The sequence below is a fragment of the Bradyrhizobium oligotrophicum genome, assembly GCF_051168495.1.
In the GTDB taxonomy this organism is placed as follows: domain Bacteria; phylum Pseudomonadota; class Alphaproteobacteria; order Rhizobiales; family Xanthobacteraceae; genus Bradyrhizobium; species Bradyrhizobium oligotrophicum_A.
Window position 1 is genome coordinate 94,713 of the sequence record NZ_JBNPVB010000018.1, and the last position, 20,743, is coordinate 115,455.

Consider the following 20,743-nt stretch of genomic DNA (forward strand, 5'->3'; position numbering starts at 1 on the left):
CGGCGGCTGCTCGCCCATGCCTATGGCAGCGCCGCCGCACCGTTGGTGACGATGAGGTTGTCGGTATCCGCCGGCGCCAGCTGGCTGGTCGTCTCACCGCCGAGATATTTGTCGAGCGTCGCCTGGATTCGCTCCCGTGCGGTGTACGGGCCGCGATCGCTCATCCAGGTGTGCTGGAACTCGGTCTTGATGATGTCGATGCCGCTCTTCTTGTCGAGATGCGTCGGCAGGACACCCGGGTCGGTCTTGAACTGCGGATCGTCGGACCGGAACGAGAGGATCTTCAGCTTGTCGCGGACGACGAAAGGAACGCGCAGATTGTCCAGGGTCACGACCTGCGCGACCAGGTTTGGATGCTCCTGGGCGAAATACATCGCGGTGTCGCCGCCATTGGAATGGCCGACCAGAGTCAGATGACCGTAGTCGGCATTGGGATGAAGCCGCTTCATCTCGCCGAGCACGAACAGGATGTTGGCCTCGCCCTTCTTGTAGACGTCGAGCCGGCCGACATAGGGCATGCCGACCTTGGTGACCAGCGGCGGATCGGTCGGCAGATCCTGCTGGATGCTGGCGACGAGGTAGCCGCGCGCGGCAAAAACGTTGGCGAGGAACGAGTACTCGGTGTTCTTGACGGTGTTGCCGTTGCTGATGACCGCAACCGGCAGCCGCCACAGCCCGGCATTGGCCTTCATTTCGTAGTCCCGCCGCACCGCGACGTCGACCGTCACCGGGCGCTGGCGCGCCGCATCGAAGAAGTCGCGGCTCTCATGCGCGATGCCCCACTTGGCCATCGCGAAATAGCCCGCGACGGTCAGAGCAGACACACAGGCCAAAACGGTCAGTCCACGCTTCATGGCACCCTTCCTGCTCACGTCTCCTCGTCATGTGATGCGGGACAACGCCTGGATCACGAGGGCGTAGCGGCGCCGGCCGCATTAAATTTCCGAAATCTCGCACCGCAGCGCGGGAACATTCCGGCACGAGGCGAACCGGCATACCGGATCACCTCCGCACCGGCCGGCTCAGAACGCGGTATAGCCGCCGTCGATCACGAAGCAGTCGGCGGTATGGTACGACGACGCCTTGCTCATGAGATACACGGCGATGCCGCCGAAATCCGACGGCTCGCCGAAGCGGCGCACCGGAATCCGCGGCATCACGTTGGCGACGAACTTGTCGTTGCCCATGATGCCCGCGGTCATGTCGCTCTTGATCCAGCCCGGCAGAATGGCGTTCGCGGTCACGCCATGACGGGCGAGCTCCACCGCCAGCGCCCGGCACAGCGCGTTGATCGCGGCCTTGGTCGCGGCGTAGTGCTCGTTGCGCGCGGTGCCGAACAGCGATGCGAGGCTCGAGGTCGCCACCAGCCGGCCGAACGCGTCGCCGGCTTCGGCGCGCGCGGTCATGTGTTTCGCGGCCGCCTGGAACGCATGAAAGACGCCGTCGAGATTGGTCGCGAACATCGTGCGCCATTCCTCCTCGCTGCGCTCGATGAAGGGCTTGCGACCGCCGCCGCCGATGCCGGCATTGGCGAAGCAGCCGTCGACGCGGCCGAAGGTGTCGAGCGTGGCCTTCATCGCCTCATTGACGGAGGCCGTGCTCGTCACGTCGCACACACGGGTGTCGACCTTGCCGGGGCCTGCGGCTATCGAGGCTGCAGCCGCCTTGTTCTTCTCGGCGTTGCGGCCCCAGATCGAGACGTTGCAGCCACTGGACGCAAGTGCCTGGGCGATGCCGAGGCCTATGCCTCCATTGCCTCCGGTGACGACCGCCACGCGGCCGGTGAGATCGAATAGGATCATGGGTGTTTCCGTCGATGTGAGCGGCCTGCGCGCGCGTCGGCTATTTGGATGATGCAACCATGGACAAGCCAAGCGCAAAAATCAAATATGCCGGCCGAACCACGCTGCGCTGGCAATTTCCGCGGCGAAGAATGCAGCGCTCGACAAGCTCTTGAGAGGAAACCATGCAGTTCAAGCACGTCACGCTCGATTTCGACGGGCCCGTCGCCATCCTTACGCTCGATCATCAGGAGGTCATGAACGCGGTCTCGATCGACATGCTCGGCGGCCTCGCCGAGGCGCTCGACGAGATCGAGGAGAGGAAGGCCGAGGTGCGCTGCCTCGTCGTGACCGGCGCCGGCCGCGCGTTCTGCACCGGTGCCAATCTGCAGGGCCGCAACGCGCAGGCCAAGCCCGGCCGCAGCAATGCCGGTGCCGCGCTCGAGACGGCCTTCCACCCGTTCCTGCGCCGCCTGCGCAACCTTCATTGCCCCATCGTCACGTCGGTCAACGGCCCGGCCGCCGGCGCCGGCATGAGTTTCGCGCTGATGGGCGACATGATCCTGTGCGCGAAGTCCGCCTACTTTCTGCAGGCCTTCCGCCGCATCGGCCTCGTCCCCGATTGCGGCTCGACCTGGCTGCTGCCGCGCCTCGTCGGCAAGGCGCGCGCGATCGAGCTGTCGCTGCTCGGCGAGAAGCTGCCGGCCGAGACGGCGCTGCAATGGGGCCTCGTCAACCGCGTCTATGACGACGCGGCGCTGAAGGAGGAGACCATGAAGCTCGCGCATGAGCTCGCCAACGGGCCGACGGTCGCGCTGGCGCAGATTCGCGGCCTGTATTGGGACAGTCCGGAGAACTCGTTCGAGGAGCAGCTCAACGCGGAGTTCCAGGCGCAGCGCGTCGCAGGCAGCACCTCGGACTTCAAGGAGGGCGTCACCGCATTCCTCGAAAAACGTCCGGCCAAGTTCAAGGGCCAATGATCGAGACGGAGCTCTCCCGCTGCGTCGCTGCGTTCATGCCGGGCGCGACCGGCGTGCGCGGCGCCGCCAAACTCTCCGGCGGCGCCAGCCAGGAGACGTGGCGCTTCGACATCGTCCATCCCGACGGCGATGTCGGCGCCATCCTGCGCCGTTCGCCCAAGGGCTATGGCGCTGCGCCCGGACGCGCCGCGGGGCTCGACAACGAGGCGCCGCTGATGCGGCTCGCCTATGCGGCCGGCGTGCCGTCGCCCGAGGTGCTGCACGTGCTGCAGCCTGCGGACGATCTCGGCACCGGCTTCATCATGCGCCGCGTCGACGGCGAGACCATCGCGCGCAAGATTTTGCGCGATGCCGACTACGCCGAGGCACGGCCGCGGCTCGCGCGCCAGCTCGGGCAGATCGCGGCCGGCATTCATGGCATCGCGCGCGACGCATTGCCAAAGCTGCGCGAGATGAATGCGACCAGGGAGATCGCAGAGCTCGCCCGGGAGTATCGCAGCTTCGACTGGCCGCGGCCGGTGTTCGATCTGGCGCTGCGCTGGCTGTCGCAGAACGATCCCGGCTCCTCGGCCGAGATAACGCTGGTGCATGGCGATTTCCGCAACGGCAATCTGATCATCGGTTCCGACGGCGTTCGCGCCGTGCTCGACTGGGAGCTCGCCCATCTCGGCGATCCCATGGAGGACCTCGGCTGGATCTGCGTCAACTCCTGGCGTTTCGGCGAGATCGACAAGCCTGTCGGCGGCTTCGGCTCCCGTGACGAACTGTTCGCCGGCTACGAATCCGCGGGCCGCAAGGTCGATGCTGACAGGGTGAAGTTCTGGGAGGTCATGGGCACGTTGCGCTGGGGCGTGATGTGCTGCGGCATGATGCAGCGCTTTCGTCTCGGCCCCGATCACTCGATGGAACGCGCGATGATCGGCCGCCGCGCCTCGGAGACCGAGATCGATCTGTTGCGATTGCTCGCGCCGCGCGGAGAGGGCTGATGCAGGACGAACCGACGCCGACCGAGCTGGTGCAGGCCGTGGCCGACTTCCTGCGCACCGACATCGCGCCGCTGATCTCGGGCCACGAGGCGTTCAAGCTGCGCGTCGGCATCAACGCGCTCGATCTCGTGGTGCGGCAGCTGACGCAGGCGGCTGCGACGGACGAGGCGGAGCATGCGCAGCTGAAGCAGCTGCTGGGACGGGATGGTGATCTGCTCACCCTGAACCGGACGCTCTCGGAGCAGATCGCCAGTGGTGCCGTTGATCTCACAACGCCGGGCCTGAAGGACCACCTCTGGCAGACCACCCTCGCCAAGCTCGCCGTCGATCAGCCGAACTACGCCTCCTACAAGCGCGAAGCGGGGAGGGCCACTGATGGCTCCTGACCCACCGGCGTCAAGCCCGGGCTTGACCCGGGCATCCATCCGACCACGAATTTTCCGCCTGACGTGGATGGCCGGGTCAAGCCCGGCCATGACAGAGCGGAATCAAGTTGGCGCCGTCATTCCGGGGCGCGACGCAGTCGCGAGCCCGGAATCCATAACCACGATCGGGCGTATGGATTCCGGGCTCGCGCTACGCGCGCCGCGGAATGACGAAATCAGTGAGGCTCTACCGCCCCAGCCATTTCGGCGGCCGCTTCTCCGAGAACGCCTTCGGTCCCTCGATGTAGTCCTGCGAGTGGATCATCGCCTGCACCGCCGGATAGTCGCGCTGCTCGGTGATGGCTTGCTCCAGCGACACCGCAAGTCCCTTTTCGATCGCCTGCTTGGAGGCGCGGATCGACATCGGCGAGTTCTTGGCGATGGTCTCGGCCCAGCGCTCGGCGGCGGCCAGCGCCTCGCCCTGCGGCACCACCTCGTTGACGAAGCCGAGCTCGTGGCCTTCGCGAGCAGCGACATGGCGGCCGGTCAGGATCATGCTCATCGCGCGCTTCATGCCGATCTGGCGCGGCAGCCGCTGCAGGCCGCCGGCGAGCGCGGCGAGGCCAACGCGTGGCTCGGGCAGAGCGAAGGTCGCATTCTCGGAGGCAATGATCAGGTCGCAGGCGAGCGCGATCTCGAAGCCGCCGCCCATGGCCACGCCGTTCACGGCCGCGATCAGCGGCTTGTCGCAGTCGAAGCGCGAGGTGAGGCCACCGAAGCCGCTTCGGCCCCAGCCGCGCTTGCCGCCGGCCGCCTGCCATTTCAAGTCATTACCGGCGCAGAATGCCTTGTCGCCCTCGCCGGTGACGATCGCAATCCATTGCTCGGGATCGGCGGCGAACCCGTCGAACACCGCCTCGAGCTCGTAATGCGCGTCGGTATGCAGCGCGTTGTAGACCTCGGGGCGCGCCAGGGTCACGATCGTGACCGGACCCTTGCGGGTGACTTTCGAGAATTTCAGCTCCATCGGCCGTCCCTCCTGGTTTCTGATTGGCAATGTCGCGCGAGCTTAGCGCCTGCGCTGCATCTGCAGTCATCCAAATACGCAACCGCGCTGCGCGCCACAAGCACGCGGCAAAGATCCAAGATCAAGAACAACAACGACACGCATAGGGAGACACGCCATGGATTTTTCCTTGCCGAAGGAGCTCGTCGCCTATCTCGACGAGCTCGACCGCTTCATCGCTGCCGAGATCAAGCCGCTGGAGGAGGCCGACGACAACATCCGCTTCTTCGACCATCGCCGCGAATGGGCGCGGACCGATTTCGAGAATGGCGGCCTGCCGCGGCATGAGTGGGAGCAGCTGCTGCGCAAGGCCAAGGATCGTGCCGACGCCGCGGGCCATCTGCGCTTCGCGATTCCGAAGCGCTACGGCGGCAAGGACGGCTCCAACCTCTGGATGGCAGTGATCCGCGAGCATTTTGCGTCCAAGGGCCTCGGCCTGCACAACGACCTGCAGAACGAGCATTCGATCGTCGGCAATCTGCCGATCGTCACCATGCTCGACCGCTACGGCCGCGACGACCAGAAGGCGATGATCGACGGCTCGATCACCGGCAAGTACCGCATCACCTTCGGCCTCACGGAGCCGCATCACGGCTCGGACGCGACCCACATGGAGACCAAGGCGCAGCCTGCGACCCGCGACAACCTCAAGGGCTGGCTGATCAACGGCGAGAAGATGTGGACGACCGGCATGCATGTCGCCACCCACTGCGCATTGTTCGCGCGCACGTCCGGCAATGACGGCGATGCCCGCGGCATCACCTGCTTCCTGGTGCCGGCCAAGAGCAAGGGCGTGAAGGTCGAAGAATATCTCTGGACCTTCAACATGCCGACCGATCATCCGCGCGTCAGCTTCACCGATGTGTTCGTGCCGGAGGATGCGCTGTTCGGCGAAGTAGGGCGCGGCTTGTCCTTGGCGCAGTGCTTCGTGCACGAGAACCGCATCCGCCAGGCGGCGAGCTCGCTCGGCGCCGCGGTGTTCTGCATCAACGAGAGTGTGAATTATGCGCGGGAGCGCAAGCCGTTCGGCAAGGCGCTGGCCGAGAACCAGGCGATCCAATGGCCGCTGGTGGAACTGGCCACGCAAGCCGAGATGCTGCGGCTCCTGATCCGCAAGACCGCCTGGGAGATGGACCAACTGACGCAGGCGCAGGTCGAGCACACGCTGTCGGACAAGGTGTCGATGTGCAACTACTGGGCTAATCGCCTGTGCTGCGAAGCGGCCGACCGCGCCATGCAGGTCCATGGTGGCGTGGGCTATTCGCGCCACAAGCCGTTCGAACACATCTACCGCCACCACCGCCGCTACCGCATCACCGAGGGCAGCGAGGAAATCCAGATGCGCAAGGTGGCCGGATTCCTGTTTGGCTACATGGGGGTGAACAAGAGGTGAGCGAATTTTGACCGGCGCGCCGCGATCGCTCGCGATGACGGGGAGAGTGCGTAGGGTGGGCAAAGGCGCGCCTACGCCGCGGCGCTTATGCCGTGCTCTCGCGCGCGCCGTGCCCACCATTTGCTTGCGCGAACGCCGAGAGACGGTGGGCACGCGCCGCCTGCGGCGGCGCTTTGCCCCCCTACGAATCGATCGTGCGGCGACGCGGTGCTCATCGCCAAGCCTCGTCACGAGCGCAAGGCCCGCGCGGCCTCGGGCGAGCGGTTGACAATGCTGCGTCCACTCAGTTCACCTGCCTGTCTTTCCCTGCCCAATACGGGTCGCGCAGATTTCGCCGCAGGATCTTGCCGGAGGGATTGCGCGGCAAAGCGTCAAGGAAGTCGACGGTCTTCGGCGCCTTGAAGCCGGCGATGCGGGTGCGGGTGAAATTGATGATGTCTGTCTCGGTGGCGCGCTTGCCCGGCTTCATCACGACGATCGCCTTGACCGCCTCGCCCCATTTGTCGTCGGGAATGCCGATGACGGCGGCCTCGGCGACATCGGGATGGTCGCAGATCGCGCTCTCGACCTCGGCCGGATAGATGTTCTCTCCGCCGGAGATGATCATGTCCTTGATGCGGTCGTGGATGTAGACGTAGCCGTCCTCGTCCATGTAGCCGGCATCACCGGTGCGCAACCAGCCGTCCTTGCCGAGCGTGCGCGCGGTTGCCTCCGGCAGATTCCAGTAGCCGGCCATGTTGGAGCCGGAGCGCGTCGCGATCTCGCCGACCTGACGCGGCGGCAGCGGATTGCCGTTGACATCGATGATCGTGACCTCGATGCCCGGCAGCGGCTTGCCGGCCGAGCGCATCCGCTCCAGCCCTTCGACATGGTCCTCGGGCGGCAGCGCGATGATGGTGCCGGTGGTCTCGGTCATGCCGTACATCTGCACGAAGCCGCATTTGAAGACCTCGATGCACTCCTTCAACAGCGCGGCCGGGATCGGCGAGGCGCCGTAGAGCATGTATTTCAACCGCGAGAAATCGACCTGCCGGGCGCGCGGCTGCCGCACGACGAACTGCATCGCGGCGGGGACCATGAACAGCTTGGTGATGCCGGACTGCTCGAAGACGTCGAGGATTTTCGTCGGATCGAACTCGCGGGCAATGACGCCGCGGGCGCCGTGATAGAGGCTCATCAGGCCCCAGCCGGAGCCGCCGATGTGGAAGATCGGCATCGCGATCAGCGAGACATCGTCGGTCGACCATTTGTTCCAGTCCGGCTTGTCGTCGGGATTGCCGGTATTGACCAGGTTGAGGAAGTTCGCGTGCGACAGCATCGCGCCCTTGGGCTTGCCGGTGGTGCCGGAAGTGTAGAGCTGCAGCGCGATGTCTTTCGGCGCGATCGTCACGCCTGGATCGTCAACGCTCTGCGCATCGCGCCAGGCCGTGTAGTCCTGCCATTCCGGCGCGCCGCCCTCGGTGGTGATGATGTGCCGCACGCTGGGCAGCTGGTCACGGATCTGCCGGATCATGGTGATGAACTCGGGGCCGACGAACAGGGCGGGGGCCTTGCAGTCCTCCACGATGAAGGCCACCTCCGGACCGGCCAGACGCCAGTTGACCGGCGCCATCACGACGTTCGCCTTCATGGCGCCGACCAGGAGCTCGAAATAGAGGTCGCTGTTCTTGCCGAAATAGGCGATCCGCTCATTCGGCTTCAGTCCGAGCGCCTTGAGTGCATTCGCGACCTGGTTGGTCTTGCGGTCGAACTCGGCGAAGCTGGTGATGCGTCCCTCGAATTCGTAGGCGGTGGCGGAGCCGAGCGTTTGCGCCTGCTTGCGCACGACGTCGACGAGCGTCGACGCTGCCGTCGTGACGGACATGTTTCCCCTCCGATTGTGTGTCGTTGTTTGTTGTCTTGTCGTTCTCGCACCGGTTCGAGCCGGAGCGAGCAGCCTTTGGTCCAGTCTACAGCGCGCCCGCGGCCGATCAACGGCGCGGTTGCGCCGTCAACTCGTGCGGGTCGCGCGGTCCTTTTCGTTCTGCGCCTTGATCGACTCCTTGGCCTTGGTCCAGTCGTCGTCGCTCCAATCGCGCAGCTGATAGAAATTGCCGCCCATCGCCAGCGCCTGGGCGCCGTCCATCGCGATGGTCTCGCCATTGATCCAGTTGCAGCCGCCGGAGATCAGGAACACCGCGAGGTTCTGCAGCTCCTCCATGGTGCCGACGCGGCCCATCGGGTTCATCGCCTTGGTGCGCGCGCCAGCCTCGTCGCCCGGCTTGATGCGCTTGCTCATGCCTTCGGTCGGGATCTCGCCCGGCGCAATCGTGTTGAGGCGGATGCCGTAGCGGCCCCATTCGGTCGCGAGCGACATCGTCATGGCGTGGATCGCCGACTTGCTCATCGCCGACGGCACCACATAGGGCGAGCCGTTGCGCACCCACGTCACCGTGATCGATACGACGTTGCCCGGCTGCTTCGCCGCGATCCAGCGCTTGCCGACAGCATGCGTCACGTAGAAGGTGCCGTGCATCACGATGTTTGCGACCGCATCGAAGCCGCGCGGGCTCAATTCCTCGGTGCGGGAAATGAAATTGCCGGCGGCGTTGTTGATGAGATCGGTCAGGCCGCCTTCCTGGAAGATGGCTTCGATCATTTCCTCGACGGCCAGCGCATTGCGGATGTCGACGCCGTGGCTGGTGACTCGTCCGCCATACAAGTCCATCAATTCGGTCGCAGTCTCGTCGCAGACGATTTTCCGCCGGCCGCAAATATGCACCTCGGCGCCCAATTGCAGGAAGCGCGCGGCCATCGACTTGCCGAGGCCAGTGCCGCCGCCGGTGACCAGAATGCGTCGACCTTCGAGGAGATTGTCCTTGAACATGGGAGCTTCCCGCCTGAGATGTTGTGAGTTAATTGGTCGATTGACTAAATCGCTCCGACAGCCTTCTGTAAAGTCACAAAGACCACATGCAGGGAGAACGGCATCATGGAGAACCGGGTCGCGATCGAGATCACCGACGGCGTCGCCGACGTCCGATTGGTCCGCGCCGACAAGATGAACGCGCTCGATGTCGCGATGTTCGAGGCGCTGGTGGCGGCGACCGAGCGGCTGTCGAAGGAGAACGGCCTGCGCGCGGTGGTGCTGTCGGGCGAGGGGCGGGCGTTCTGCGCCGGCCTCGACATGGGCCGCTTCGCCGCGATGAAGGAGAAGGGCGGCAACGGCGTGCCCGGCGGCGAAAACCGCGATCTCACTATTCGCACCCATGGCAAGGCCAATTTCGCCCAGCAGGCGGTCTGGGGCTGGCGGCAGCTGCCGGTGCCGGTGATTGCTGCAGTGCATGGCGTGGCCTATGGCGGCGGCTTCCAGCTCGCGCTCGGCGCCGACATGCGTTACGTCGCGCCCGACACCAAGATGTCGATCATGGAGATCAAATGGGGCCTCGTGCCGGACATGGCGGGCACGCCGGTTCTGGCGACGCTGATGCGAGACGATATTTTGCGTGAGCTCACCTACACCGGCCGGGTGTTTTCGGCGGAGGAGGGACAGGCCTACGGCCTGGTCACCCGCATCTGCGCGGATCCGCGCGCGGCTGCGCTGGAGACGGCGCGCGAGATCGCGGCTAAGAACCCGGATGCAATCCGCGCCGCCAAGCGGATGCTGAACAACCTCTCGGTCGATCCGGGGCCGGCGCTGCTCGCGGAATCGGTCGAGCAGCAGAAGCTGATCGGCAGCCCGAACCAGCTCGAATCGGTGCGCGCCAATATCGAGAAGCGCGCGCCGAAGTTCACGGACTAATCCCCTCATTGCGGGGCGATGCTGCGCGTCGCCCCGGATCGAACCGACGCCAGATCGGACACTTGATCCATGGAAACGTCCTCCCCGTTCTGCGGCATCGTCTCCGGCAATCGCCGCCGCAGTCACGCCGACATCGCCGATCGTGCGGCGCGCATCGCGAGCGGTCTCGCCAAGCTCGGCGTGCGCCAGGGCGATTGCGTCTGCGTGCTGATGCGCAACGACATCGCCTTCATCGAGGCCGCCTATGGCGCGATGCGGCTGGGGGCCTATGGCGTGCCGGTGAACTGGCACTTCAAGCCGGAGGAGATCGACTACATCCTGAAAGACTCCGCCACGCGGGTGCTGATCGGTCATGCTGACCTGCTGCACCAGCTGCGCGGCCTGATTCCGTCCGGTGTCACCGTGCTCAGCGTGCCGACGCCGCCGGAGATCCTGTCGAACTACAAGTTCAGCGTGGATCTGCTGGAAACCCCGGACTTTGCGATCGGGCTCGAGGACTGGCTTGCCCAGCAGGGTCCCTACGACGGGCCGCAGGTGCCGCAGCCGCAGAACATGATCTACACCTCCGGCACGACAGGCCACCCCAAGGGCGTGCGCCGCAACGCGCCGACGGTCGAGCAGGCCGCGTCGGCCGAGCGCATGCGGGCGCTGATCTACGGCCTCAAACCCGGCTCGCGCGCGCTGCTGCCGGGACCGCTGTATCATTCGGCGCCGAACGCGTTCGGCCTGCGCGCCGGCCGGCTCGGCGGCGCGCTGGTGCTGATGCCGCGCTTCGAGCCGGAGGAGTTTCTCGGCATCATCCAGCAAGAGCGCATCGACACCATCTTCATGGTGCCGACGATGTTCATCCGGCTGATGAAGCTGCCGGAGGCGGTCCGCCGCCGCTACGACATGTCGTCGCTGCGTCACATCATCCATGCCGCGGCGCCGTGTCCGGCCGACGTCAAGCGCGCCATGATCGAATGGTGGGGGCCGGTGATCTACGAGTTCTACGGCTCGACCGAATCGGGCGCCGTCACCTTCGCGACCTCCGAGGATGCACTGAGGAAGCCGGGCACCGTCGGCAAGGTCTCGCCGGGCGCCGAGCTGCGCTTCGTGGCTGCGGATGGCCGCATCCTGCCGCAGGGCGAGGTCGGCGAGATCTATTCGCGCATCCAAGGCAACCCGGATTTCACCTATCACAACAAGCCGGAGAAGCGCGCCGAGATCGACCGCGACGGCTTCATCACCTCCGGCGATATCGGCTACATCGATCCCGACGGCTACGTCTTCCTGTGCGACCGCAAACGCGACATGGTCATCTCCGGCGGCGTCAACATCTATCCGGCCGAGATCGAGGCGGTGCTGCATGCCGTGCCCGGGGTGCATGATTGCGCCGTATTCGGTATTCCTGATACCGAATACGGCGAGGCGCTGATGGCGGTGGTCGAGCCGCAGGCGGGCGCGGTGCTGGACACCAGCGAGATCAAGGCCCGGCTGAAGGCATCGCTGGCCGATTACAAGGTGCCCCGACACATCGAAATCCACGGCAAATTGCCTCGCGAGGATTCCGGCAAGATCTTCAAGCGGCGGTTGCGGGATCCGTATTGGGAACAGGCGGGGCGGAAAATTTGACGGATTGGCCACGGTGAGGATACGACGACAGCATCGAATAGGGCAGGCAACGCCTGTTTCTTGATCTTGCGCTGCGGGACAGATACGGCAGACTGACCTGCAAATAGGCAGCTGCTGGAGAGCGCATCCATGTCGCCGCAAATCATGCCGTCCGAGGAAATCCGACCCAACCGTGCCGCCGACGCGCAGGCGATGGAGGAGGATGCGCGGTTGCGCGATGACATCCGCCTGCTCGGCCGCATCCTCGGCGACACCGTCCGCGACCAGGAGGGCGCCGACGTATTCGATCTCGTCGAGCGCATCCGCCAGACCTCGGTGCGCTTCCATCGCGACGAGGACCGCCAGGCGCGGAACGAGCTGGAGCACATTCTCGACGGCATGACGACCGCGGAGACCGTCCGCATCGTCCGCGCCTTCAGCTATTTCTCCCACCTCGCCAACATCGCCGAGGACCAGAACAACATCCGCCGCATGCGCGCCAGGACCGACGCCAATGGTGGCGCCGGCATGCTGGCGGCGACGCTCGGCCACGCCAAGTCGGCCGGCTTCGATGCGGCCGACCTGCGCAAGTTCTTTTCGACGGCCCTGGTCAGTCCCGTGCTGACCGCGCATCCGACCGAGGTGCGGCGCAAGAGCACCATGGACCGCGAGATGGAGGTCGCCACGCTGCTCGACCGCCGCGAGCGCATGCAACTGACGCCGGACGAGCGCGAGGCCAATGACGAGGCGCTGCGCCGCGCCGTGCTGACCCTGTGGCAGACCAATCTCTTGCGGCGGACCAAGCTGACGGTGCTCGACGAGGTCACCAACGGGCTGTCGTTCTACGACTACACGTTCCTGCGCGAGGTGCCGCGGCTGCTGTGCTCGCTGGAGGACCGTCTCAATGACGGCGCCGAGGTCGCGGGCGATCTCGCCTCGTTCCTGCGCATGGGCAGCTGGATCGGCGGCGATCGCGACGGCAACCCGTTCGTCACCGCCGAGGTGATGCGCGGCACGCTGAAGCTGCAATCGAGCCTTGCGCTGCATTATTACCTGGAAGAGCTGCATGTGCTCGGCAGCGAGCTGTCGATCGCGGCGCATCTCGCCGATGTTTCCGAGGAGCTGCGCGCGCTCGCCGAACGCTCGCCCGATTCGTCGCCGCATCGTCGCGGCGAGCCGTATCGCCTGGCGGTGTCCGGCATCTATGCGCGGCTGGCGGCCACAGCGAAGAAGCTCGGCATCCAGATCAGCCGGCTGCCGGTGGCGGCGGTCGCGCCCTATGACAGCGTCAAGGAATTGCAGGACGATCTCGACGTGCTGCATCGCTCGCTCATCGCCAACAATGCCGAGGTCATCGCGCGCGGCCGGCTGCGGCTGCTGCGCCGTGCGGTGGACTGCTTCGGCTTCCATCTGGCGCGGCTCGACATCCGGCAGAACTCGGCGGTGCATGAGCGCACGGTGGCCGAGCTGATCGACACTGCCATGCCCGGCATGTCCTACATGGCGCTGAGCGAGGATGCCCGGGTCGGCCTCTTGGTCAGCGAGCTGCGCAATTCCAGGCCGCTGGTGTCGCAGTTCATCAAATACAGCGACGAGACGGTCGGCGAGCTCGAACTGTTTCGCGCCGCCGCCGAGGCGCACGCCACCTTCGGCGCGGACGTGATCTGCCAGTGCATCATCTCGATGTGCAAGGGCATGTCCGACATGCTCGAGGTCGCGCTGCTGTTGAAGGAGGTCGGCCTGATCGACCCGTCGGGCCGCTGCGCCGTCAACATCGTGCCGCTGTTCGAAACCATCGAGGATTTGCAGGCCTCCAGCGGCATCATGGACCGGATGCTGGCGCTGCACGACTATCGCCGCCTGGTCGACAGCCGCGGCGCCGTGCAGGAGGTCATGCTCGGCTATTCCGACAGCAACAAGGATGGCGGCTTCGTCACCTCGGGCTGGGAGCTGTACAAAGCCGAGATCGGCCTCGTCGAAATTTTCGAGCGGCACGGCATCCGGCTGCGACTGTTCCACGGCCGCGGCGGCTCGGTCGGCCGCGGCGGCGGCCCGAGCTACGACGCCATCATCGCCCAGCCCGGCGGCGCGGTGAACGGCCAGATCCGGATCACCGAGCAGGGCGAGATCATCTCGAGCAAATATTCCAACGCCGAGGTCGGCCGCAACAATCTCGAGATCCTCGCCGCAGCGACGTTGGAAGCGAGCCTGCTGCATCCGCGGCAGCCGGCGCCGAAGCGCGACTATCTCACCGCGATGGATCGGCTCTCGGAGCTGGCCTTCAAGGCCTATCGCGGCCTCGTCTACGAGACCGACGGCTTCGTCGACTATTTCTGGGCCTCGACCGTCATCAACGAGATAGCGACCTTGAACATCGGCAGCCGCCCGGCGTCGCGCAAGAAGACCCGCGCGATCGAGGACCTGCGCGCGATCCCCTGGGTGTTCTCCTGGGCGCAGTGCCGGCTGATGCTGCCGGGCTGGTACGGCTTCGGCAGCGCGGTCGAGACCTGGATCGCCGAGAATCCCGAGCAGGGCATGCCGTTCCTGCGCGAGCTCTATCAGGAGTGGCCGTTCTTCCGCATGCTCCTGTCGAACATGGACATGGTGCTCGCCAAGAGCTCGATCGCGATCGCCTCGCGCTATGCCGAGCTGGTGCCCGACGAAGCTCTGCGCGAAAAGATCTTCGGCCGCATCCGGCGCGAATGGAATCTGGTGATCGAGACCTTGCTCGACATCATGGGGCAGGACCGCCTGCTGCAGGGCAACCCGCTGCTGGAGCGCTCGGTCCGCAACCGCTTCCCCTATCTCGATCCGCTCAACCACGTGCAGGTCGAGCTGTTGAAGGAGCACCGCGCGCAGAACCCGGACGAGCAGGTGCTGCGCGGGATTCAGCTGACGATCAACGGCATCTCGGCGGGGTTGAGGAATACGGGGTAGTTGATGTCCGGCGTCCGATCGAAGACGAAGCCGGTGCTCATGACTGTGCCCTCTCCCCTTGTGGGAGAGGGCATGTATGGCCTCTCCGCGCGCTCGCTTGGGTGAGGGGTGTTTCTCCGCGATTGGCGTTCTTGGAGAGATACCCCTCACCCAACCGCGTGTGCCGCGCCGTCCTACATGCCCTCTCCCACAAGGGGCCCACAAGGGGAGAGGGCGCAGTCACTGGCGCCTTGCGTCTTCGCGATCGTCAAGCTCGTAGTTCGTAGGGTGGGCAAAGCGGCCGCCCTTGGGCGGCTGCGTGCCCACCACGGAGCTGCACGCTCGAACGCAATGGTGGTCACGGCGCGCGAGGGAGCGCGGCTTGCGGCGCAAGTTCGGAGGTGCGCCTTTGCGCACCCTACGGCAGCATTGTCTGAGCATCTTCCGTTTCACAGTTTCAAACAGCAAGGGGACATGAGGTCTCATTCCCGCGGCGCATGGCGCCCGAGTGCTGGATCGGCCACGTCCCTCGCAAACAGTGCAGAGGGCGCAGGGAATGCCGGGCGAAGGCCTCACCCATGGCCCGCCTGCGAAAAAAATGCAGGCGGCAGGTACCACAGGTTCAGCCGAACATCCGGCATTCCCCGCGCGATGTCTTCACGCTTATACGCGCTCTCCCCGGTGTGCCGGCTCGTAGACACCGTCGCCCGTGCGATGCTTGCGCATCATCACGGACTTGACGCCTGCATCGGGGCGCCAGGACCACGCGATTTCACGTCCGCAACACAGCCGTTCGTCCGCGCATCCTTAATCGGACACGCTGCGGCTCCATCGCGGCCATCGCATCCCCGCCTCGCGTGTCGTGACGATCGCGCGCTACGCCCCTCTGCGGTGAGGCGGGATGGCGGGATGAAAACATGAATTCTGAAAAAGAGCAAGAGATTTATTTTTTGTAGAAGTCGATGCAGGGCCAATGAAGCCGTCGCAGAACCGAAGGTCTGGCCCCAATGAAGGGCGTCACTCGTTACAGCACACTTTCACCCCTCACCCCGGGGAGCGCGCCACCTGGTGCCCGTCTCGAAGGGCGAGGCCCGGCCGGGGCCTCATGGTTCGAGACGCGCCCCCATGCAGACCGTCTATAGTGGCACGACCGGGGCACGGCTCCTCACCAAGAGGAGCCAACTTCGAAGCCGGATCTGCACATGAACGATGAGCCGCGTCCTCTCCATGAACACGCCTCTTGGCGTGTTCATGGTCCGGTGTGCAGTGCCGCCTTGGCTTTTGACCCTCATGGAGAAGCGGACGACGAATCCATCTCGCCGCGGGCATGATGGTCATGACTGCGCCCTCGCCCCTTGTGGGAGAGGGCATGGACGGCCGCGCAACGAACTCGGTCGGGTGAGGGGTCTGTCTCAACGAGTTGCGCTCGCGGAGAGAACCCCTCACCCAACCGAGCCTGCGGATCGGCTGATGCTGCCCTCTCCCACAAGGGGCGAGGGCTTTGCATTGCGCAGCGGTGCGGAGGTTGCAGGTTGGTTCGAACGCGACCATTGACGGACAGAGATCAGGAAAGAACAGATCTCGAGGAGCGGGAAGAGGCGCCAGCTCCGAAGCGGGGAGCGCCACATGGACCGCGAGCAGCGTTCTCGTGGAGAGCGGCGGCAGATGACCTCGGCGAGCGCGCGCTGACGTCGGGCGGACGAACAGCGCGCGCCGGGAGCGGCAGCTCGTCTAACAAATATGCGCGCCCTGCGTCTCCACATACACCGCATACAGCGACTGGCTCGCGGTCATGAACAGCCGGTTGCGCTTCTTGCCGCCGAAGCAGACATTGGCGCAGATCTCAGGCAGCTTGATCTGGCCGATGCGCTGGCCGTCGGGCGCGAAGATGTGGACGCCGTCATAGCCTTCGCCGACCCAGCCGGCGCCGACCCAGAGGTTGCCGTCGACGTCGACCCGCAAACCGTCAGGGAAGCCCGACTTGCCGTCCAGGGTCATGTCGACCAGCTGCTTGCCGTTGGAGAGCTTGTCGCCGTTGATGTCGTATTGCCAGACGACGTTCTTGGCGTTCGGATAATGCGTGATGCCGGTGTCGCAGACATAGAGCTTCTTGTAGTCGTGGCTGAAGGCGATGCCGTTCGGCTTGAACGGATCGTCGGCGACCTTGGTGATCGCGCCCGATTGCGCGTCGACGCGGTAGACCGCCTCCTTCTGGAACGGCTGATTGGAGCCGTTCTTGACGTTCTGCCCTTCATAGAGATTGATCGAGCCGTAGCCCGGGTCGGTGAACCAGATCGACTTGTCGCTGGGATTGACGACCATGTCGTTCGGGCCGTTCAGCGGCTTGTCGTTGGCCTTTTCCGCGAGGACGGTGACTGTCCCGTTGTGCTCGAAGCGGACGAGGCGGGTGCGTTCCGCGGTGATCTGCCGGCCCTCATAGTCGAAGGTGTTGCCGTTCGATTCGTTGGAGGGCTTGCGGAACTGCTGCGAGATGTGGCCGTCGTCGTCGAGATAGCGCAGCTGGCGGTTGTTCGGGATGTCGCTCCAGACCAGATACTGGCCTTGCGTGTTCCAGGCCGGCCCTTCTGCCCACAGGCAGCCGGTGAACAGCCGCTTGATGACGGTGTTGCCGACCTTGGCCTTGAAACGCTTCTCGTCGATCACGACGATGTCGGGATCGGGATAGCGCTGTGGCTGCGCGCCCGGACCGAAATCGCGCGCGACGGCCGGTGACACCGCGGCGGCCGCGGCGGCAAAGCCTGCGACGCCCTTGAGGAGCGCGCGCCGGTCGAAGCCATTGGCTCCGACCGGCGAACTCTGTGTGTCGTTCTGTCGTGGATTTGTCATCTGTGTCCTCCCGTTTTTTTGTTGGGAGGCGACCATACGACAAAATCATGGCCGTCAGCGGGTCGGTTGCACAAAAAACAACTTGAAATGGTGTGCGCTGCAAGCGGACTTGCCGCGCCGCAATCTCAGATCGGATCCCAGCCGAACACGTCGGCCGAGCGATCGAGTTTGTAGAATGACGGCTTGAGCGCCGGCATGCCATGTTCCGCGATGGTCTGCGGCGTCCAGCCTTCGCCGCGGTGCACCGAGCGCAGCGGGCGCGACTGGCCCATCAGGAAGATCTCGTTCATGCGGACGGCAAAGATTTGTCCGGTGACGTCTTTCGAGGCATCGCTCAGCAGATAGGCGACGACCGGCGCGATCTTCTCCGGCCCCATCCGCTTCATCCGCTCGACGCGCTCCTTCTCGGCCTCGGTCTCGGCCGGAATTGTGCCGATCATGCGGCTCCAGGCGAACGGCGAGACGCAGTTGGAGCGGACGTTGAAGCGGCCCATGTCGAGCGCGATCGACTTCGACAGGCCGACGATGCCGAGCTTGGCGGCGGCGTAGTTGGCCTGGCCATAATTGCCGATCAGGCCGGAGGTCGAGGTGAAGTGGACGAAGGAGCCGCTCTCCTGCTCGCGGAACAGCCGTGCCGCGGAGTGAGCGACGTAGAACGAGCCCATCAGATGCACCTTGATGACGGCCTCGAACGCCTCGATGCTCATCTTGTGGAAGATCATGTCGCGCAGGATGCCGGCATTGTTGACGACGCCGTCGAGCCTGCCGAAGTGATCGGTCGCCGCCTTCACGATCTTGCTGGCCGGAATGGCCTCGGACACGCTCTCGAAATTCGCAACCGCCGTGCCGCCGGCCTTCCGGATCTCCTCGACCACTTCCTCCGCGGGGGCCGCGCTGGTGCCGGAGCCGTCGGAGGCGACGCCGGGATCGTTGACCACGACCTTGGCGCCCTCGGCGGCGCACAGCAGCGCGATCTCCCGGCCGATGCCGCGGCCGGCGCCGGTGACGATGACGACTTTGTCCTGGAGTGATTTGGTCATGGTGGGTTTCCTTGGCTTGATGTGAGAATCTGGTTCGTCCGTTGGCCGCGGGCGACCGCATATGAGGATCTGAGTGGTTCGCGACGCTTTCTCTACGTCGTCATGCCCGGGCTTGTCCCGGGCATCCACGTCCGTCCGAGTACGCCGATCGACGTGGATGGCCGGGACAAGCCCGGCCATGACGGCGTGGAGAAAGCCCGCCTCAAATCTGCACCATCACATGCGATCGCCATGGAGGAGGGACGGCAAGAGGGAGAGTGCTCCGGAATGACGGCTGTCACGACCTCTCGTTGGTGAAGATGATCGTGCCCGACGCGGCGAACATGCCGCCGACGCCGTGGCACACGGATATCTTGGCATTCGGCACCTGCGCCGGCGCGATGCCGCGCATCTGGCGCACGCTCTCCTGCAGCGCATACATGCCGTACATGCCCGAATGCATGTAGGACAGGCCGCCGCCATTGGTGTTGAGCGGCAGCTTGCCGCCCGGCCGCGTATGGCCTGCCGCGATGAACGGCCCGGTCTCCTCATGCGGCATGAAGCCGAGGTCGCCGAGCCCGAACAGCGGCAGATGCGCGAACGCGTCGTAGATCATGAGATGGTCGACGTCGGCATGGCCGATGCCGGCCTCCTTGAAGGCGAGGGGCCCTGCGACCTTGAAGGCGCGCGACGAGGTGAAGGTCTCCATCTGGCTGACCATCGGCGTCTCCACGCTCTCGCCGGTGCCGAGAATGTACACGGGCTTCTGCGGAAAATCCTTGGCGCGATCGGCCGAGGTCAGGATCAGCGCGCCGCCGCCATCGGTGACGAGGCAGCACTGCAGCAGGCGGAACGGGTAGGCGATCATGCGCGAGTTGAGGACGTCGTCGACCGTGATCGGGTCCTTCATCATCGCGCGCGGATTCTTCGCCGCCCATTCGCGCTGCACCACGGCCACCATGGCGAGCTGCTCATGGGTGATGCCATAGGTCTTCATGTAGCGCAGCACGGGGATCGGGAACATGCTGGGCGGTCCGTAGACGCCGAACGGCGCCTCGAACTGGCCCTGCAGGCTGTCGGGCGGAATCGATCGCGGCAGCTTGCCGATCATCGACTTGCCGCTCTCGGCATGGGTGATCAGCACCGTCTTGCACAGCCCGGCCTCGATCGCCGCCGCGGCGTGGCGGACGTGCAGCATGAACGAGCAGCCGCCGACCGAGGTGCCGTCGACCCAGGTCGGCGTGATGCCGAGATAATGGCAGATCTGCTGCGGCGTCTCGACCGCGGTGGCGAAGCCGTCGATGTCGGACAGCTTCAGGCCGGCATCGGCGATCGCGTTCAGCGCGGCATCCGCATGCAGCTGGATCTGCGACATCGTCGGAATGATTCCGAGCTCGGTGGTCTCGGCCGCGCCGACCACGGCAACCTGGTTTCGACGCATGGCGCTATCCTTTCGCCGGCCGGAACAGGGGCAGGGTGATCTGCTCGTCGAGCTTCTCGAACATCACTTCGAGGGCCATGTCGAGTTCGAGCGCTTCGGGCGTCTGCGGGCACCCGGTGATGTTGCTCATCATCCGCGGCCCTTCTTCGAGCGCCACGACGGCGATCGCGTAGGGCGTGGTGAAGCCGGGCGCCAATGGACGATGATTGATGACGTAGCTGTAGAGCGTGCCCTTGCCCGAGGCCTTGAAGGCGCTGACCTCACGGCTGGCGCAGGATGGGCAGAACGGACGCGGCGGGAAGTAGACGTGGGCGCAGGCGTCGCAACGCTGCAGCCTGAGCTCGCCAGCTTTCGTGCCGTCCCAGAAATGCTGGGTCTCGGGTGTCGGCTTGGGACGTGCGCGCATCGGCTCGGCCATCCGGATCGATCCTCCCGTGCGGCGGGCTCCGTCGCCCGCTCGTTTGCCCCAAGTGATGCGCCATGGAACGCGGACGCGTCAACGGCCCATCACGTCATGCATGCGGCCCTACGGGAAGCGCAGAGGTGCCGGCGCGGCAATTGCCGCATGATGAAAA

The 20,743-nt window shown here is 65.3% G+C and carries 16 protein-coding genes; 7 read left to right on the forward strand and 9 right to left on the reverse strand.

Going from position 1 to position 20,743, the window contains the following annotated elements:
* Positions 1-20: 20 nt before the first annotated feature.
* On the reverse strand, positions 21-854 hold the full coding sequence (locus ACQR1B_RS28155) for an alpha/beta fold hydrolase (RefSeq protein WP_434835627.1): 834 nt from the start codon (positions 852-854) through the stop codon (positions 21-23).
* A 168-nt stretch (positions 855-1,022) separates the two neighbouring features.
* Positions 1,023-1,802: an SDR family NAD(P)-dependent oxidoreductase gene (locus tag ACQR1B_RS28160; protein WP_434835626.1), complete on the reverse strand. Its 780-nt coding sequence runs from the start codon at positions 1,800-1,802 to the stop codon at positions 1,023-1,025.
* Positions 1,803-1,966: 164 nt separating this feature from the next.
* Between ACQR1B_RS28160 and ACQR1B_RS28165 the strand changes: the two genes are divergently transcribed.
* Genes ACQR1B_RS28165 through ACQR1B_RS28175 form a run of 3 tightly spaced genes read left to right on the forward strand, consistent with a single transcriptional unit; the run spans position 1,967 to position 4,133 of the window.
* Positions 1,967-2,761, forward strand: coding sequence for an enoyl-CoA hydratase/isomerase (locus ACQR1B_RS28165; protein WP_434835625.1), 795 nt, complete (start codon positions 1,967-1,969; stop codon positions 2,759-2,761).
* Positions 2,758-3,747, forward strand: a complete 990-nt coding sequence (locus tag ACQR1B_RS28170) for a phosphotransferase family protein (protein ID WP_434835624.1) — start codon at positions 2,758-2,760, stop codon at positions 3,745-3,747. The genes ACQR1B_RS28165 and ACQR1B_RS28170 overlap by 4 nt, the downstream gene beginning before the upstream one ends.
* The gene (locus ACQR1B_RS28175) at positions 3,747-4,133 is read left to right on the forward strand and encodes a DUF6285 domain-containing protein (RefSeq protein WP_434835623.1); all 387 of its coding nucleotides are present in this window, start codon (positions 3,747-3,749) and stop codon (positions 4,131-4,133) included. The genes ACQR1B_RS28170 and ACQR1B_RS28175 overlap by 1 nt, the downstream gene beginning before the upstream one ends.
* Positions 4,134-4,359: 226 nt before the next feature.
* On the opposite strand, the gene ACQR1B_RS28180 is transcribed toward ACQR1B_RS28175, so the two are convergent.
* Positions 4,360-5,139: an enoyl-CoA hydratase-related protein gene (locus ACQR1B_RS28180; RefSeq protein WP_434835622.1), complete on the reverse strand. Its 780-nt coding sequence runs from the start codon at positions 5,137-5,139 to the stop codon at positions 4,360-4,362.
* A 157-nt stretch (positions 5,140-5,296) separates the two neighbouring features.
* On the opposite strand from ACQR1B_RS28180, the gene ACQR1B_RS28185 reads away from it, so the two are divergent.
* Positions 5,297-6,571: an acyl-CoA dehydrogenase family protein gene (locus ACQR1B_RS28185; protein ID WP_434835621.1), complete on the forward strand. Its 1,275-nt coding sequence runs from the start codon at positions 5,297-5,299 to the stop codon at positions 6,569-6,571.
* A 283-nt stretch (positions 6,572-6,854) separates the two neighbouring features.
* Here ACQR1B_RS28185 and ACQR1B_RS28190 read toward each other — a convergent pair whose 3' ends face one another.
* Both ACQR1B_RS28190 and ACQR1B_RS28195 read right to left on the reverse strand, forming a co-directional pair.
* Positions 6,855-8,435, reverse strand: a complete 1,581-nt coding sequence (locus tag ACQR1B_RS28190; protein WP_434835620.1) for a fatty acid--CoA ligase — start codon at positions 8,433-8,435, stop codon at positions 6,855-6,857.
* 126 nt (positions 8,436-8,561) lie between these two features.
* Positions 8,562-9,437, reverse strand: coding sequence for an SDR family oxidoreductase (locus ACQR1B_RS28195; RefSeq protein WP_434835619.1), 876 nt, complete (start codon positions 9,435-9,437; stop codon positions 8,562-8,564).
* A 105-nt stretch (positions 9,438-9,542) separates the two neighbouring features.
* Here ACQR1B_RS28195 and ACQR1B_RS28200 point away from each other — a divergent pair, with 105 nt between their 5' ends.
* The 3 genes from ACQR1B_RS28200 (at position 9,543) to ppc (ending at position 14,882) form a co-directional block, all read left to right on the forward strand.
* On the forward strand, positions 9,543-10,352 hold the full coding sequence (locus tag ACQR1B_RS28200) for a crotonase/enoyl-CoA hydratase family protein (protein ID WP_434835618.1): 810 nt from the start codon (positions 9,543-9,545) through the stop codon (positions 10,350-10,352).
* Between the two features lie 69 nt (positions 10,353-10,421).
* Complete coding sequence (locus tag ACQR1B_RS28205) at positions 10,422-11,966, forward strand: acyl-CoA synthetase (protein ID WP_434835617.1); 1,545 nt, start codon at positions 10,422-10,424, stop codon at positions 11,964-11,966.
* A 129-nt stretch (positions 11,967-12,095) separates the two neighbouring features.
* On the forward strand, positions 12,096-14,882 hold the full coding sequence (gene ppc / locus ACQR1B_RS28210) for a phosphoenolpyruvate carboxylase (RefSeq protein WP_434835616.1): 2,787 nt from the start codon (positions 12,096-12,098) through the stop codon (positions 14,880-14,882).
* A gap of 1,710 nt (positions 14,883-16,592) precedes the next feature.
* Here ppc and ACQR1B_RS28215 read toward each other — a convergent pair.
* The 4 genes from ACQR1B_RS28215 to ACQR1B_RS28230 all read right to left on the reverse strand — a co-directional run bounded on the left by ACQR1B_RS28215 (position 16,593) and on the right by ACQR1B_RS28230 (position 20,586).
* Complete coding sequence (locus tag ACQR1B_RS28215; protein WP_434835615.1) at positions 16,593-17,708, reverse strand: SMP-30/gluconolactonase/LRE family protein; 1,116 nt, start codon at positions 17,706-17,708, stop codon at positions 16,593-16,595.
* A 125-nt stretch (positions 17,709-17,833) separates the two neighbouring features.
* Positions 17,834-18,748 carry an SDR family oxidoreductase gene (locus ACQR1B_RS28220; RefSeq protein ID WP_434835614.1) on the reverse strand — a complete coding sequence of 305 codons (915 nt, stop codon included), beginning with the start codon at positions 18,746-18,748 and terminating at the stop codon, positions 17,834-17,836.
* Positions 18,749-19,025: 277 nt separating this feature from the next.
* Positions 19,026-20,168: a thiolase C-terminal domain-containing protein gene (locus ACQR1B_RS28225; protein ID WP_434835613.1), complete on the reverse strand. Its 1,143-nt coding sequence runs from the start codon at positions 20,166-20,168 to the stop codon at positions 19,026-19,028.
* Positions 20,169-20,172: 4 nt separating this feature from the next.
* Positions 20,173-20,586 (reverse strand): Zn-ribbon domain-containing OB-fold protein, encoded by a 414-nt coding sequence (locus tag ACQR1B_RS28230; RefSeq protein WP_434835612.1) that lies wholly within the window; start codon positions 20,584-20,586, stop codon positions 20,173-20,175.
* Between the last annotated feature and the right edge of the window lie 157 nt (positions 20,587-20,743).

Excerpts from the sequence above, each read along its gene's own strand:
- ACQR1B_RS28165 (WP_434835625.1), top strand. The coding sequence starts at position 1,967 with ATGCAGTTCAAGCACGTCACGCTCGATTTCGACGGGCCCGTCGCCATC.
- ACQR1B_RS28175 (WP_434835623.1), top strand. The coding sequence starts at position 3,747 with ATGCAGGACGAACCGACGCCGACCGAGCTGGTGCAGGCCGTGGCCGAC.
- ACQR1B_RS28200 (WP_434835618.1), top strand. The coding sequence starts at position 9,543 with ATGGAGAACCGGGTCGCGATCGAGATCACCGACGGCGTCGCCGACGTC.
- ACQR1B_RS28225 (WP_434835613.1), bottom strand. The coding sequence starts at position 20,168 with ATGCGTCGAAACCAGGTTGCCGTGGTCGGCGCGGCCGAGACCACCGAG.
- ACQR1B_RS28205 (WP_434835617.1), top strand. The coding sequence starts at position 10,422 with ATGGAAACGTCCTCCCCGTTCTGCGGCATCGTCTCCGGCAATCGCCGC.
- ppc (WP_434835616.1), top strand. The coding sequence starts at position 12,096 with ATGTCGCCGCAAATCATGCCGTCCGAGGAAATCCGACCCAACCGTGCC.
- ACQR1B_RS28180 (WP_434835622.1), bottom strand. The coding sequence starts at position 5,139 with ATGGAGCTGAAATTCTCGAAAGTCACCCGCAAGGGTCCGGTCACGATC.
- ACQR1B_RS28195 (WP_434835619.1), bottom strand. The coding sequence starts at position 9,437 with ATGTTCAAGGACAATCTCCTCGAAGGTCGACGCATTCTGGTCACCGGC.
- ACQR1B_RS28220 (WP_434835614.1), bottom strand. The coding sequence starts at position 18,748 with ATGACCAAATCACTCCAGGACAAAGTCGTCATCGTCACCGGCGCCGGC.
- ACQR1B_RS28230 (WP_434835612.1), bottom strand. The coding sequence starts at position 20,586 with ATGGCCGAGCCGATGCGCGCACGTCCCAAGCCGACACCCGAGACCCAG.
- ACQR1B_RS28170 (WP_434835624.1), top strand. The coding sequence starts at position 2,758 with ATGATCGAGACGGAGCTCTCCCGCTGCGTCGCTGCGTTCATGCCGGGC.
- ACQR1B_RS28190 (WP_434835620.1), bottom strand. The coding sequence starts at position 8,435 with ATGTCCGTCACGACGGCAGCGTCGACGCTCGTCGACGTCGTGCGCAAG.
- ACQR1B_RS28185 (WP_434835621.1), top strand. The coding sequence starts at position 5,297 with ATGGATTTTTCCTTGCCGAAGGAGCTCGTCGCCTATCTCGACGAGCTC.
- ACQR1B_RS28215 (WP_434835615.1), bottom strand. The coding sequence starts at position 17,708 with ATGACAAATCCACGACAGAACGACACACAGAGTTCGCCGGTCGGAGCC.
- ACQR1B_RS28160 (WP_434835626.1), bottom strand. The coding sequence starts at position 1,802 with ATGATCCTATTCGATCTCACCGGCCGCGTGGCGGTCGTCACCGGAGGC.
- ACQR1B_RS28155 (WP_434835627.1), bottom strand. The coding sequence starts at position 854 with ATGAAGCGTGGACTGACCGTTTTGGCCTGTGTGTCTGCTCTGACCGTC.